At 59.2% G+C, this 14,442-nt stretch carries 11 protein-coding genes; 9 read left to right on the top strand and 2 right to left on the bottom strand.

Annotation, left to right across the window (positions count from 1 at the left end; translation table 11 throughout):
- Nucleotides 1–88 precede the first annotated feature (88 nt).
- Both R3C19_01855 and R3C19_01850 read right to left on the bottom strand, forming a co-directional pair.
- Nucleotides 89–1,048 carry a type II secretion system F family protein gene (locus R3C19_01855; protein ID MEZ6059085.1) on the bottom strand — a complete coding sequence of 320 codons (960 nt, stop codon included), beginning with the start codon at nucleotides 1,046–1,048 and terminating at the stop codon, nucleotides 89–91.
- Between the two features lie 148 nt (nucleotides 1,049–1,196).
- Complete coding sequence (locus R3C19_01850; protein ID MEZ6059084.1) at nucleotides 1,197–2,507, bottom strand: CpaF family protein; 1,311 nt, start codon at nucleotides 2,505–2,507, stop codon at nucleotides 1,197–1,199.
- Between the two features lie 460 nt (nucleotides 2,508–2,967).
- Between R3C19_01850 and R3C19_01845 the strand changes: the two genes are divergently transcribed.
- The 9 genes from R3C19_01845 (at nucleotide 2,968) to R3C19_01805 (ending at nucleotide 14,415) form a co-directional block, all read left to right on the top strand.
- On the top strand, nucleotides 2,968–4,101 hold the full coding sequence (locus R3C19_01845; GenBank protein ID MEZ6059083.1) for a DUF6298 domain-containing protein: 1,134 nt from the start codon (nucleotides 2,968–2,970) through the stop codon (nucleotides 4,099–4,101).
- A complete protein-coding gene (locus tag R3C19_01840) occupies nucleotides 4,077–4,469 on the top strand; it encodes a hypothetical protein (GenBank protein ID MEZ6059082.1) in 393 nt (130 codons plus the stop codon). Before R3C19_01845 ends, R3C19_01840 begins: the two co-directional genes overlap by 25 nt.
- Entirely contained in the window at nucleotides 4,423–5,367 is a 945-nt protein-coding gene (locus R3C19_01835; protein MEZ6059081.1) for an ATP-binding cassette domain-containing protein, read from the top strand. Before R3C19_01840 ends, R3C19_01835 begins: the two co-directional genes overlap by 47 nt.
- 4 nt (nucleotides 5,368–5,371) lie before the next feature.
- Nucleotides 5,372–6,172 carry an ABC transporter permease subunit gene (locus R3C19_01830; GenBank protein MEZ6059080.1) on the top strand — a complete coding sequence of 267 codons (801 nt, stop codon included), beginning with the start codon at nucleotides 5,372–5,374 and terminating at the stop codon, nucleotides 6,170–6,172.
- A 284-nt stretch (nucleotides 6,173–6,456) separates the two neighbouring features.
- Complete coding sequence (locus tag R3C19_01825; protein MEZ6059079.1) at nucleotides 6,457–7,107, top strand: helix-turn-helix transcriptional regulator; 651 nt, start codon at nucleotides 6,457–6,459, stop codon at nucleotides 7,105–7,107.
- A 187-nt stretch (nucleotides 7,108–7,294) separates the two neighbouring features.
- A complete protein-coding gene (locus R3C19_01820) occupies nucleotides 7,295–8,914 on the top strand; it encodes a DUF4347 domain-containing protein (GenBank protein MEZ6059078.1) in 1,620 nt (539 codons plus the stop codon).
- Nucleotides 8,908–9,204 carry a choice-of-anchor Q domain-containing protein gene (locus tag R3C19_01815; GenBank protein ID MEZ6059077.1) on the top strand — a complete coding sequence of 99 codons (297 nt, stop codon included), beginning with the start codon at nucleotides 8,908–8,910 and terminating at the stop codon, nucleotides 9,202–9,204. Before R3C19_01820 ends, R3C19_01815 begins: the two co-directional genes overlap by 7 nt.
- A 47-nt stretch (nucleotides 9,205–9,251) precedes the next feature.
- Nucleotides 9,252–9,494, top strand: coding sequence for a hypothetical protein (locus R3C19_01810; GenBank protein ID MEZ6059076.1), 243 nt, complete (start codon nucleotides 9,252–9,254; stop codon nucleotides 9,492–9,494).
- A gap of 673 nt (nucleotides 9,495–10,167) precedes the next feature.
- Nucleotides 10,168–14,415: a cadherin-like domain-containing protein gene (locus R3C19_01805; protein ID MEZ6059075.1), complete on the top strand. Its 4,248-nt coding sequence runs from the start codon at nucleotides 10,168–10,170 to the stop codon at nucleotides 14,413–14,415.
- The last annotated feature ends 27 nt before the right edge of the window (nucleotides 14,416–14,442 follow it).

Here is a 14,442-nt window from a genome sequence, read left to right as displayed (position 1 = left end):
TCCGCTGCGAATCAGACGGCTCTGCCGCCGAAATGGTATTGCAAAAAGCGTTCCGGCGTTCGACACAGCCGAACCTCCGGACATCCCGTCACACCTTAATATCAATGATCTTCTTGATACAGATGGCTCCCATGATCTGCATGACGACAGCACCAAACAGCATCTTGCGGCCTTCTTCGCGATCGAACAGGATCATCACGTATTCGCGATTGATCGTATAAACAGCCAGGAACAGACAGATCGGCAGAGCCATCAGCACGATACCGCTGATACGGCCTTCGCCCGTCAGTGCCTTGACCTGTCCCAGAATCTTGAATCGTTCCCTAACCAGATGGCTGATCTTGTTCAGAATCTCTGCCAGGTCACCACCCGACTGTCTTTGAATGCACACCGCCGTCACAAAGAACCGCAGGTCCAGGTTGGGAATCCGCAGCAGCATGTTGCGCAGTGCCTGATCCAGAGGAATTCCCAGGTTTTGTTCTTCATAAACGTTGTTGAATTCTTCCGCGATGGGCAGCGGCATTTCGCTGGCAACAACGTTCAGACCGGACGCCAGACTGTGCCCGGAACGCAGTGCCCGGGACATCAGTTCCAGAGCATCCGGAAGCTGAGATTCGAACTTGTGAAACCGGCGGCGTCGGCGCCACCACAGCCATCCCCACGGGGCAAGTGCTCCGACGATCGCCCCCACCGGAAACATCGCCGGCGGAGACCTCAGGATCACCGGAACCATGCAGCCGGCGACGGACGTTGCCGCACAGACCATGATGAACTTGTCAAACGACAGCGGGCAGTCCGCCTGCTGAAAGAAACGCGGCAGGTTCTGAAACCGAGCAATGATGGCGCCGATCAGTCCGGACGCGGTCGTGACGCCGTCCCGGACGATTTCGTCGGCAATGTGGCTGGTGCTCGCGGAGTTACCCATGAACGCAGCCAGTCGGCTCTCGGCCTGCGACTGTCCGCGACCGGTCAGAATTGATCCGACCACGAACACCAGGGTCACCATGCCGACAAACGCGGCACCCAGAACCATGATTGTTGGATCCATGACTTTATCCCTTTCATCTGACCCTTCAGTGGTCATGCCGCATCAGCAACGGCTGACGGCGGCAACTCCGGATTCTGTGTAATCGTTGATTTTTCATGTGCCGAACCAGGGTCACCGCGAGTGCCGTCGGCGCCGGTCGGCAGGCTGACTAACTGGACCTCATTGATCGCTGAGCGAAGATGCTGGGCGGAAGTCGCACACCCGCGGCTTCCAGATGTTCGATGCACTTCGGACGCACTCCGGTCGATTCGAAGTGGCCGAACGCCTTGCCGTTTTCGCCGATGCCGTCCTGAATAAACCGGAAGATGTCCTGCATCACGATCGTGTCCTGTTCCATCCCCACGACTTCGGTAATGTAGGTCACTTTTCGGGGTCCGCCCTGAAGACGGTTGGCCTGAATGATCAGATGCACGGCGGAAGCAATCTGCTTTCGCACAGCGGACAGTGGCAGTTCCACGCCGCTCATGTTGATCAGTGTTTCAATACGGGAAATCGCGTCTCGCGGGTTGTTCGCGTGTACCGTGGTCAGCGAACCGTCGTGACCGGTGTTCATGGCCTGCAGCATGTCCAGCGTTTCGCCGCCTCGACATTCCCCGATGATGATCCGGTCAGGACGCATACGCAGTGCGTTTTTCACCAGGTCCGTGGCGGAAACACGGCCCTTGCCTTCGATGTTGGGCGGGCGGGTTTCCAGCCGCAGAACGTGTTCCTGCTGCAGTTGCAGTTCCGCCGCGTCTTCGATCGTGATGATGCGGTTCTCGTTCGAAATGAAGCTGGACAGCGTGTTCAGCAGCGTCGTTTTACCGGAACCGGTACCGCCGCTGATGATCATGTTCAGGCGAGCCTTCATGCCGCCTTCCAGAAACATCACCATTTCCGGAGTGAACGCACCAAACTTCAGCAGGTCTTCCAGAGTCAGCGGATTGGAACCGAAACGCCGAATCGTCAGAGATGGCCCGTCCAGAGCCAGCGGCGGAATGATTGCGTTCAGACGGGAACCGTCCGGCAGGCGAGCGTCCACCATCGGCGACGTTTCGTCCACGCGGCGACCGACTTTCGACACGATCCGGTCCAGAATCTGAAGCAGGTGATCGTTGTCGCGGAACGTCACATCGGACTTCACGATCCGTCCGCCCTTTTCCAGGAAGACGTTCTTGGGTCCGTTGATCATGATGTCCGCGACACCTTCTTCCTTGAGCAGCAGTTCCAGCGGACCGAAGCCGAAGGCTTCGTCGAGTACTTCTTCCACCAGCCGTTCCCGTTCCGAACGGTTCAGCATCGGGTTTTCCGTGTCGCACAGATGCTCGACCACGACACGGATTTCGCGGCGCAGCGAATCACCTTCCAGATCCGACAGGCGCGTCAGGTCGAGTTTTTCGACGAGCTTCCCGTGGATGTGAGCCTTCAGCGTTTCGAAGTCGCTGGAGTTCGTGCGTGATGTTTTTGCCGGCGCTACCATTGGTATGCTGCTCCCAACCTGACTGACCATCGAAGGGACGGATCTGACCTGCCGACGGATCGGCAGACCGAATCGGAGAGATTCCGTTTTGCAACAATAGGTCACATCCGAGAACCGTGCGGTCAGGAACAGTCAGAAATGTTGCCCCAATGCCACGCAGTTTGCTGATTCCCGCATCCGTCTGAATCGATCATTCCGGTTCCGGACGTCACGTCCGTTACATCCGACGGATCCCCGTCAACCAGCTGCCGATCGCCGCTACGGCATCGCTTGAGTCTGCACCGCGGATGAATCGCCGGCGAAACCTGGCCGCGATCCGGAAATCCCCGCGGACGTCTCTCGGAACTTCCGGCGGCGCAACGGGCGTGGAACCACTCCCGCCGAGCACGCGACAGTCCGTCACAGGTCGGCTACGATCATTCGACGCTGACCCCGCTTCGATCTTCCGAAAGTGATTCCCATGGACGAACCTGTTTCCGCCAGTCCTTCGTTATGCCGATGCGGCCTGAAATTTCTGTTGCTGGCGGCGCTGGCCGTCCTGCTGCCGCCAAACGTCCGAGCTCAGACGACCGACGCGCAGTTCCTCGCGCTGCACCCGGAAAATCCTCACTATTTTCAGTGGCGGGGACGGCCGACGATTCTGGTCACGTCCGGCGAACACTATGGCGCCCTGCTGAACCTGGACTTCGACTACACCGCCTATCTGAAGGAACTGCACCGGCACGGTCTGAACCATACGCGGACGTTTTCCGGCGTGTACCGCGAAGATTCCCAGGCGTTTCAAATCACGGAAAACACGCTCGCACCGCTGCCGAATCGTTACATCAGCCCGTGGGCTCGCAGCGACCAGCCCGGTTACCATGGCGGCGGCAATCGCTTCGATCTGACGAAATGGGACCCCGCCTACTTCGAACGACTTCGCGACTTCATGACGATGGCTGCGGAACAAGGGGTCGTCGTGGAACTCACGCTGTTCTGCCCGATGTACAACGATTCGATGTGGAACGACTGCCCGATGAAAGCGGCCAACAACGTCAACGGCATCGGCAACTGCGACCGCGAAGAAGTTTACACAGCGAAGCACCGTGACCTGCTGGACGTGCAGCTCGACTTCACTCGCAAAATCGTTAGCGAACTTCGCGACTTCGGCAATCTGTACTACGAAGTCTGCAACGAACCGTACTTCGGCGGAGTCACCATGCAATGGCAGCACACCATCGTCGACGCCATCGTCGAAGCGGAACGTGAATTCCCGCGAAAGCATCTGATTTCCATGAACATTGCAAACGGCCGGCAGAAGGTCGACCAGCCGCACCCGGCCGTTTCAATCTTCAATTTCCACTACTGTGTGCCGCCGGACACCGTGGCCATGAATTACGGACTGAACAAAGTCATCGGTGAAAATGAGACCGGCTTTCGAGGTTCCAGCGATGTTCTCTACCGCACCGAAGGCTGGGATTTTCTGCTGGCTGGAGGAGGCCTGTACAACAACCTTGACTATTCATTCTCCGCGAAACACCCGGACGGTTCGCTGACCGGCTACAACTCTCCGGGGGAGGCAGTGTCGAATTGCGAAGGCAGCTCGGAATCCTGAAGTCGTTTCTGGAAGAGTTCGACTTTGTGTCCATGAAGCCTGACGAATCGACCGTGCGAGCCGTCTCACCGGAACTGACCACCACCGTTCTGTCCCGCCGCGGCGAAGCCTATGCCATCTATCTGCACGTGCCTCTGTCCGGCAAGCCCGGTGACCTGGCAGGCGTGCTGCGCGACATTCCGGAAGCAACCGTGAAGCTGAATCTTCCCGCCGCTGAGTACTCCATTAAGTGGGTCAACCCGCTGACGGGAGACATCGCGAAGCCGGAATCCCGCCAGCACGCGGGCGGTGAACTGACTCTGACGTCTCCACCGTTTTCGAATGACATCGCGTTGCGCGTCGTTCGGTCAACTTCGCGGACACAGTAAGGTCTTCGGATGTCCAGTCGCGAAGGCAGCGGTGCCGCCGAATCCGAAGTCGTCAGCTTTCACAGCGTCGAAGTCAGATTTAACGAAGCTGACCGAACCGTGCTGCAGCTTCCCGCACTCTCCGGTCCGCCGCGGCGAATTCGTCACGATCGTGGGACCGTCCGGCTGCGGCAAATCCACCGTTTTGCGGCTCATCGCCGGACTGCTGCCGCCGACTCGCGGGACCGTGTCCGTCAACCCCGACCCGGATTCCGTTCGGTGCCGAATCGGGTTCGTCTTTCAGGACGCCACGCTGTTGCCATGGCGAACGGCCGTCGGAAACGTGCTCCTTCCCGCGGAACTGGGAGCCCGCGCGACCCCGCCAGCCGGGAACACGCCGTTCGCGCTGCGACTGGCGGGATTGCCCGACAGCGACGCCGACAAGCGCCCCGGACAACTTTCGGGCGGCATGAGAATGCGAGTCTCACTGGCTCGAGCGCTGGTCACGGAACCAAAGCTGCTGTTGCTGGACGAACCCTTCGCCGCTCTGGACGACATCCTGCGATCGCAGTTGCAGCAGGAAGTCAGACGAATCCACAACCAGTGTGACGTGACAACTGTGCTGGTGACTCACAACATTCACGAAGCGGTCTTCATGAGCGACCGGGTGCTGGTGATGGGAGGCAGCCGGCAACCATCGTCGGTGAAATCCCGGTGGACCTTCCGGAACGCCGAGTCGACCAGCAGCGGACGTCGCCGGAGTTCATGCAATTCGTCCGCCGGGTCATGGAGTCACTGCACGTCTGAATTTCCAACGGCAACTGTGCCCCCGATGCCGTACCAGGTGAACGTCAGCCTGACCGGTTCCCTTTCGGATTCACACCGCCAACTCCCAACGTCACGCCTGATTCCGGATTGATCGCTTGAACGAAACTCCCAGGACATCCTCAACGGTTTCCGCAAAGTTCCTGTTGCCGCTGACCGTGCTGCTGGCCGCAATTGGTACCTGGCAGTTGCTGATTGTGTTGACGAATGTGTCGCCGATCGTCGTGCCGACGCCGGCTTCTGTCGCCGCCGCTTCATTCCGCATGGTGAACGAGCTTTCCGCCGCGACACTTCGCACCGCCGCAGCCGCCGGCATGGGACTCGCCGGAAGCTCCGTCCTGGGAGTCCTGACCGCGTTCGGATTCGCCCAGTCGAAGCTGGTACGGATGGCGTTGTATCCGTACGCCATTCTGCTGCAGACCGTGCCGATCATTGCCGTGGCTCCGATCGTCATCATTTCCTTCGGACGCGGCTTTCACAGCGTGGCACTGGTGGCGCTGATCATCAGCGTATTTCCGGTCATCACCAGTACCACCACTGGATTGCTGCAGGTTGACGCAAACCTGCTGGACTTGTTCCGGCTGCATTCGGCGACGTGGTGGCAGTTGCTTTTCCGGCTGCGGATGCCGTCGGCATTGCCGTATATCATCAGCGGCGTCCGGATCGCCAGCGGAACGGCGGTCGTCGGCGCGATCGTGGGTGAGTTCTTCGTCGGGTCCAGCCAGCCGGGGCTCGGTGCGCTGATTCAGCAGAAAAGCGCCGGGTTTCTGATGGACGAACTCTATGCCACCGTGATCTGTTCGGCCGCTCTGGGTGTGGCCTTCTTTGCGACGATCACGCTGGGCGGCGAAACGCTCCTGAACCGCCGGTTCGGAACCAGCCTGGAAGGCCGCCGGTAGATCGACAACCCCGCCCGCGATCTCCGATTTCGCCGGGTTTCCGCCGCCGGGGACTCACTTCGCACGCACGCTGCAGCAAAGTCTGCCGCCGAACAACAGGCCGGGCAGGATCAAACAGTGAACTGCCCGGTTGCACTGTTTTGCAGCGCTGTGTCGCCCGGGGGGAGCCAAAATTCAGTCCTTCCGTGACTGGTACACAGATTGCTTTGGGGCATAGCGAGAGCAGGAGAACGTCAATACGACAAACTTCGGTCACAGCCAGTATCAATTGAGAGTCGACAGCGATGAACGCGTTGGGCCATACCGTCAACCACTCAGAACAATGCTGCACCGTCCTGCAGTGCCTGTCACAGCAATCCGCCGGAATCTGGTGTCTGCTGGACGTGGATACCTGCGAGATCAAGCTGTGCTCGCAATCATTTCGCAGGTTCTGGAATCTGCCGGACACGTCGGAATCCCGGTTGCGGCAGCGCGTCACCGCCACACAAATCGAACAGGCACGGCTGGCTGATAGTTGGTCGAACTGGCTGCCCTCGCTGCCTGAACTGCTTGCGGAAGCCGCCAGCCTGTCAATGTTCGATGGAGGGGCTCGAAGCCTCCGGGATTTCGTCCGCTGCGAGGACGTTGTCGAACACGGAATGATTGTCTCCGGCAGAATGGTGACGATTGAGCCCCCTGGTGTCTTTTGCATGACCCCGGAGCAGTGCGAAACGATCCGTCGGACGCAAACACGGCTCAAACTTTTGTCCGATCGCGAAGCGGAAGTCCTGCGCCTGGTGTGTGACGGCCTGACTAACACAGCCGTCGCCCGGCGACTTGGCATCAGCCACAAGACCGTCGAAAAACACCGCGCCAGCATCATGTCGAAAATGCAGCTTCGCAGTATTCCGGAACTCGTCCACGGTATCACGCTGGCTCAACTGACCACCTGCTGACGGGAGTTTCCCTGCCCTCGCAGAATCCACACCGCCGGAAGCATCCGCGCCAGCGACCTGAGGGTTAACGCGAACTGCGCTGTCTGCACAGACACAGCCAACTCTGCGGATTCGGCTGTGTTGTAGCGTTTCACCAACCTTGCCACTGCGCGCCGTTCGCGCAACGGCACTCTGGTGATCGCGTTCAATGTCCATTCGGTCGCTAATCCGACAGACACAACTGCTGCTTGAGCAGGGGCTTTACGCTTCGCGCTGCGCGATGGTCGACAAGTCCGCTCCGCGAGCTTCCGGATCTCCTCGCACTCGAAGAACGCATCCTGCTCAGCGCATCTCCGGCGGCCGTTGTTGCAGCTCCGGTCGATGCAAACGCTGCCGATTCACAGCCGGAACTCATCGACGCACCCGATTCCGGTCAGTTGGAGTCCTCAGGAATTTCTGGACATCGTGGCCGACCTGGCCCTGCCGGCTCAAACCACGCCGACGGACAGCACCGACGCATCCGAGACTGCCACTGACTTCGGAGCCGAATCCGTCAACACTCGGAACTCGTCTTCATCGACGACTCCGTCGATGGAATCGACGACCTGCTTGCCGATCTCCGCGACGAAGCCGCTGCCGACGACACACGCAAACTGGAAGTCGTCGTCCTGGATTCCTCACGGGACGGTATCGCTCAAATCACGTCGCTGCACTACTGAACCACACCGACGTCACCGGAATCCACATTGTGTCCCACGGTACCGAAGGACACGTTCGGCTGGGATCGACAACGCTTTCGCTGGAAAACGTCGACACGTACCGCAACGCCATCAGTGCGTGGCAGTATTCAATGTCGGACACGGCCGACATTCTGATCTATGGCTGTAACGTCGCGGCTTCGGAGGACGGACGGCAACTGCTGAATCAACTGAGCGTCCTGACTGACAGCGACGTGGCGGCCAGTGATGACCTGACCGGCCACGAATCGCAGGGCGGCGACTGGGACCTGGAATACAGCGTTGGTCTTGTGACGACACAGTCCGTCTTCAGTTCCGATTTCGAAGACGAATGGCAATGGGTGCTGAACACGTACACCGTCACGACAACGGTGGATGAAAACAACGGCACAGGTGCCTTGTCACTGCGAGAAGCCATCATTGCCGCAAACGCCAGCCCGGGAGCAGATACGATCGAGCTGGGAGTCGGCACGTATGTTCTGTCGCGAATTGGCGACGGTGAAAACGCCGCTTCGCTGGGTGACCTGGATATCTCCGGTCAGATCACCATCACCGGACAGGGCGTGACGAATACGATCATCGACGCTTCGGCCATGTCGGATCGAATTTTCGAACTGACAGGGACGGGAAATCTGACACTGTCCGGAATGAAGATCATTGGCGGGGCCGGTGACACGTATGCCGGGGGAGCCGTCGACAACAACGGCGGTTCGCTGACTGTCACGGATGTTGTTTTCGATGGGAATAACGTTGGCAATGCCGATGGTGGGACGATCTACAGCACCGGAACAACGGTTTTGAATCGGGTCACGATTCTGAACTCTTCCGCCATAAATGGTGGAGCGATCAATGTGTCGGGTGGTACCGCGACGCTGACAAACGTGACCATAAGCAGCAGCACCGCAACGTTCGATGGCGCTGCGGTTCGGGTGAATGCCGGGTCTGCGACGATCAACTTTTCAACGATTGCCGGCAACACGGCCACCAGTGGCCACGGCGGAGGTGTCTACGCGTCCGGTGCGGGAACGATCACGATCAACAGTTCAGTACTTGCTGATAACACGGCGGCCTTCTGCAGGTTACGATGCTAAGGGAAACATCACCAGCTGCCGGACACAACATTATTGAGTCCTCCTCCGGATTTACTTTGGCCGGGACGGACTTTTCCGGGGCGATCACGCTGCCGGCAGTCTCAACAGATTCCGTCACCGGCCATTCCTACTACGTCGTGAGTGCCGGTGGACAGGCTCAGGACGGTGGCAATCCTACTGGAGCACCGTCAACAGACATTCGCGGTTTTGTGCGTGACTCCGCACCGGACATTGGTTCGTACGAACTGAATACGGCTCCGGTACTCGACAACACCGGGGCCCGGCTCTGACGTCCGTCGCTCAAAACTCAGGAGCCCCAAGTGGTGCGGTTGGGACGTTGATTTCCAGCCTTGTGGATCTTGCCACTCCGTCGGGGCAGGTGGACAACGTCACGGACACCGCCGGTTCCTACACCGGCATCGCAGTCACGGCGGCCGACGCAACAAATGGATCGTGGTGGTACTCGATCAACAATGGTGCAACGTGGGCAGCTCTTGGTTCCGTCAGTTCTTCCAACGCCCGTCTGCTGGCGTGCGGATTCTCAGACTCGCGTCTACTTTCAACCGAATGCCGGCTTTAGCGGAACGATTGCCAGTGCGATTACGTTCGGGCATGGGACCGGACCAGCAATGTCCTCGTGACGGGACGGAAACTGTTCTGGACAGTTTCAGCACCGCTTCGTTCTCAAACAATGATGGGTCTGTTAACTGGAGCGGCAACACGGCATTCTTCAACAGCGACCGACACGGCATCAGTCTGGTTGTGACGGGAAACGCCGGATCCAGTGATCAGCTCAGATGGTGGTGGCCCAACTGCGTCGATCAATGCGGAACTGCAACAGGAACTCCACCGCTGTCACCACGATCACCAGCACTGACGTTGATGGAGGCACCCTAGTCTATTCCTCAATAAGCGGCGGGAGGACGCAGCGAAGTTCGCAATCAACAGCTCGACCGGTGAGCTGACATTCGTAAGTGCCCCGGACTTTTGAAAGCCCCGACGGACGTCGGTGGCGATAATGTTTACGACGTGCAGGTCCAGGTCAGCGACGGCAACGGCGGGACGGATGTGCAGGACATCAGCGTCGCAGTGACGGATGTCGCGATCACCTCGGTCAGTGCCGGCGGGTCAGCGACGGCTGTGTCGGGCAACAGCTTTACGCTCAACCTGAGCGCTTTGACGAAGATGCCACAATCTGGACGATCAACTGGGGAGACGGGACGATCGAGACCATCGCAGGTGATCCGTCCTCGGTGACTCACACGTATGCCTCAGGCGACATCGGTCGGACGTTTGACATTCTTGTCACGGCCACGGACGGAACCGGCGACCACTTCTCGAATGACCTGATCGTCGCCTCGGCATTCCTGACCGGAGAAGGGCTGTATCGTTACGCCGGTTCCGACGGCAGTTTCTCTCAGTTCTTCAGCGGTGCCGAGCTGACGAATGCGTACGCGGTCGTGATCGGTCCGGACGGCCTACTGTACGCCGCTGGACACGGGTCCGACAACGTCGTCCGCTACAACGCGGCAACCGGTGCCTTCGTGGATACATTTGTTGCCGCCGGCAGCGGAGGACTCGACCGAGCAGCCGGGCTGGCGTTCGGCGCGGACGGCAATCTGTATGTCAGCAGCCAGTTCACCGACGAGGTCCTGAAGTACGACGGAACAACCGGCACGTTTCTTGGAACCTTCGTGACCGCCGGCAGTGGTGGCGTCGATGCACCGACGGCGTTGCAGTTTCGCAGCGACGGCTATCTGTACGTGTCCAGCTACAACACCGATGCTATTCTGCGATACGACGCTGACACCGGTGCCTTTGTCGACACATTCGTGGCGACAGCCAGCGGCGGACTGAACGGGCCGGGAGATTTCGCGTTCGGTCCGGATGGCAATCTGTATGTCAGCGGTACGAACAGCGTTATCAAGCGATTCGACGGCTCGACGGGTGCCTTCATCGACGATTTTGTTGCCGTCGGCAGCGGCGGGCTCGGCGAATCGATCGGTCTGGAGTTCGGCCCGGACGGCAATCTGTACGTGTCCAATTTCACGCAGGACGAAATTCTCGTTTTCGACGGCTCGACGGGGACACTGATCGGCGACTACGTGAGTACGGGCACAGGCGGACTGGATGGACCGACATCGCTGGTCTTCGCACCGAATCACCAGGTGGCCGTGATTTCTCCGGCCCCCGTCCTCGATCTTGATGCCAATGATTCGGCCGCGTCCGGCCTTGATTTCGCGGCGAGCTGGACCGAAGGCGCCGGAGCGGTCTCGATTGTGGACAGCGACGCCACTCTGGACGATCCGGACAGCTCAAACCTGTCATCACTCACAGTGACAATTACCAATCAGCTCGACGGCATTGCAGAAGTTCTCGCAGTGAATACGAGTGGCACGAGCATCACGGCGATTTACAACTCGGGAACGGGCGTTCTGACGCTGAGCGGCAATGATACGGTTGCGAACTATCTGACGGTGCTCAAGTCGATCACGTACAACAATTCGTCCGACGCTCCAGCCACGACCGCTCGCAGCATCACATTTGTCGCCAGCGATGGAGTCAACACCAGTCAGGTTGCCACAACGACCGTGACAATGACGGCCGTCAATGACGCTCCGAGCGGCACTGACAAGACGATTACGATTAACGAAGACGCCACGTACACACTCACGGCAGCCGATTTTGGATTCAGCGACGTCGACGGCAATGCGTTCAATCGCGTCTGGATCATGACGCTGCCTGGAGCTGGGCAGCTCAAGTTCAACGGGTCGACGTTCGCGGCCAATAACTGGATTCTCAAGAGCGATATTGATTTGGGTCTGCTGACTTACGAACCGGATCCGGATGACAACGGCACGAATTACGCCGGCTTCGACTTCCAGGTGCAGGACAACGGCGGCACGGCCAACGGTGGCGTGAACCGTGATCCGAGCAGCAATACGATCACGTTCAATGTGACGGCTCAAAACGATGATCCCACGGCCGATCTCGGTGGACCGTACACGATCAATGAAGGCGATTCACTGAGTCTGGATGCAAGCGGTTCCGGTGACGTCGATGGCGATACGCTGACCTACCGCTGGGACCTGGACAATGACGGGCTTTACGACGACTTGGTTACCAACAACGCCACCGAATCGGTGAGCTGGGCGACATTGTATGGCCTGGGCGTTGACGATGATGGTTCGTATACGATCCGTCTGCAGGTGGACGATGGCAAGGGGGGACTCGTATCCTCGTCCACAACCGTCACCGTCAACAACGTCGCGCCGACGTTGACTGCGACCGGTACGGCGACCGCTGGTGGTGGAGCCACCTATACGCTGACTCTGACGGACACGGATCCCGGCAACGATTCCATCAGCAGTTGGATAGTCAACTGGGGCGATGGTTCGATTGACACGTATGTCGGCGATCCGGCCAGTGTGACTCACGTGTACTCGAGCATTCTCGCCGGACTGACCTTCGACATCACGGTTAGCGCGATTGACGAGGACGGTCAGTACTTCAATGCGACGATGCTGGCTCCGGCGTACGGTGGCGAATATGTGTCGCAGTTCAGCGGTTACAGCGGCACGTCGCTGGGCAGCTTCGCACCGTCGACGGACGGAATCAGTGGGCACGCGAGCATCGTGCTGATGCCAAATGGCAATTACCTGGTCAGCGGAGTCGATTCCGGCAACATTTTGAAATATCAGCCCGATGGAACTCTGGTTGGTGACTTCGTCGCGGCGAGTGACCCTGATCTGAACAATCCCGGCGGCATTGCTTACGGACCGGACGGCCATTTGTACGTCGCGGACTACGGCGCGGGAAAGATTGTGCGGTTCAACGGCACCACAGGTGCCTGGATCGATGACTTTGTGGCGTCCGGGCTGAGCAGTCCGCTGGGGCTGCAGTTTGGTCCGGATGGCAAGCTGTATGTGGCCAATCGAGGCAGTGCCGGAGTCCTGCGCTATGACGGCATCACGGGAGCGTTGGATACCGGTTTCGTGGTGGGCAGCATCAGCGGTGCGGAAGATCTGACGTTTGGTTCGGATGGCAACATTTACGTCGGCAGCACCAGCGGCGTGATGCGAGTGAACTCGACAACGGGCGCGATTTCGACGTTCATCGCCAACGGTACGGGCGGACTGGGGCTCGCGGCCGGTCTGGACTTCGGCCCGGATGGCAACCTGTACGTGGCTGATCAGAACAACAATGTCATTCGGCGATATGACGGTTCCACCGGAGCCTACATCGACGACTACGCAGCGGGCATTGTTGGCCCGGCGTATCCGGACTTCACGCCCGATCTTCGCGTGACCGTCACGAATTCCAACCAGTCACCGACGATTGCCACCAACACCGGAACAACGGTGCTGGAAGGTTCGACCGCGAATATCATCACGACAGCGATGCTGAATGAAGGCGACCCGGACGACGACGGAATCGAACTAACCTGGACGATCACGTCCAATGTCGGCAACGGCACGCTTAGGCTGAACGGTTCGGCGATCGGTCTGAACGACACGTTTACTCAGCAGGATATCGACGACAACCTGCTGACGTACGATCACAACGGCGGCGAAACGACGAGCGACGCCTTTGACTTTTCTCTGGCCGACGGCGGCGAAAACGGTTCGACTCCGGTGACGGGATCGTTCAGCTTTACCGTCACACCGGTCAACGACGCGCCCACCGGCTCGGTCACGATCGACAACACGACTCCGGCGCAGGGTGATACGCTGACAGCGAGCAACACGCTGGCGGATGCGGATGGTCTGGGCGCGATCACGTACACGTGGAAAGCCGATGGCGCAACGGTCGGCACCGGAACCACGTATACGCTGACGGAAGCGGAAGTGGGCACGGTCATCACGGTGGAAGCATCGTACACCGACGGCCACGGCACGAATGAAGTGGTGGCTTCCTCAGCGACGGCCGCGGTCACCAACGTCACGCGCGGCAGCGGCTTCCCGCATGACGAAGCGGAGAAAATGCTGGCCGACATCTTCTACAGCAACACCAGCGATGCGATCGTCAACGGAACTCGCGATGTCACTCTGGTGACGCTGACCGACGACGGTGGAGGCACAGATACGGCAACCGTGAATACGATATCGACCGTCACGCTGGTTGCCGTGAACGACGCACCGGTAATGTCATCCGTCGAAGGTACGGCTCTGCCGTACATGGAAAACGACGGGCCGATGGCGATCACCTCGACACTGACACTCAGCGACGTCGACAATCTGAATCTGACGTCGGCAACGGTGCAGATCACCGGCAATTATCTGAGCACGGAAGACGTTCTTTCGTTTTCCGACACGGCTCAGATCACCGGTTCGTGGGATTCCGGAACCGGTACTCTGACACTGACCGGACCGGCCACGGTCGCTCAGTTTCAGGCGGCTCTGCGTCTGGTGAGCTACGAAAACACGAGCGAGAATCCGGACACGAGTCCGCGTACAGTCAGCTACACCGTCAGCGACGGCGCGTTGAATTCAATACGCTGACGCGCAGCGTCACGATCGCGCCGCTGA

It is taken from the genome of Planctomycetaceae bacterium (assembly GCA_041398785.1).
GTDB lineage: Bacteria > Planctomycetota > Planctomycetia > Planctomycetales > Planctomycetaceae > JAWKUA01.
Note: the sequence above shows the minus strand (reverse complement) of the source record. Positions and strands in the feature narration are given on the sequence as shown.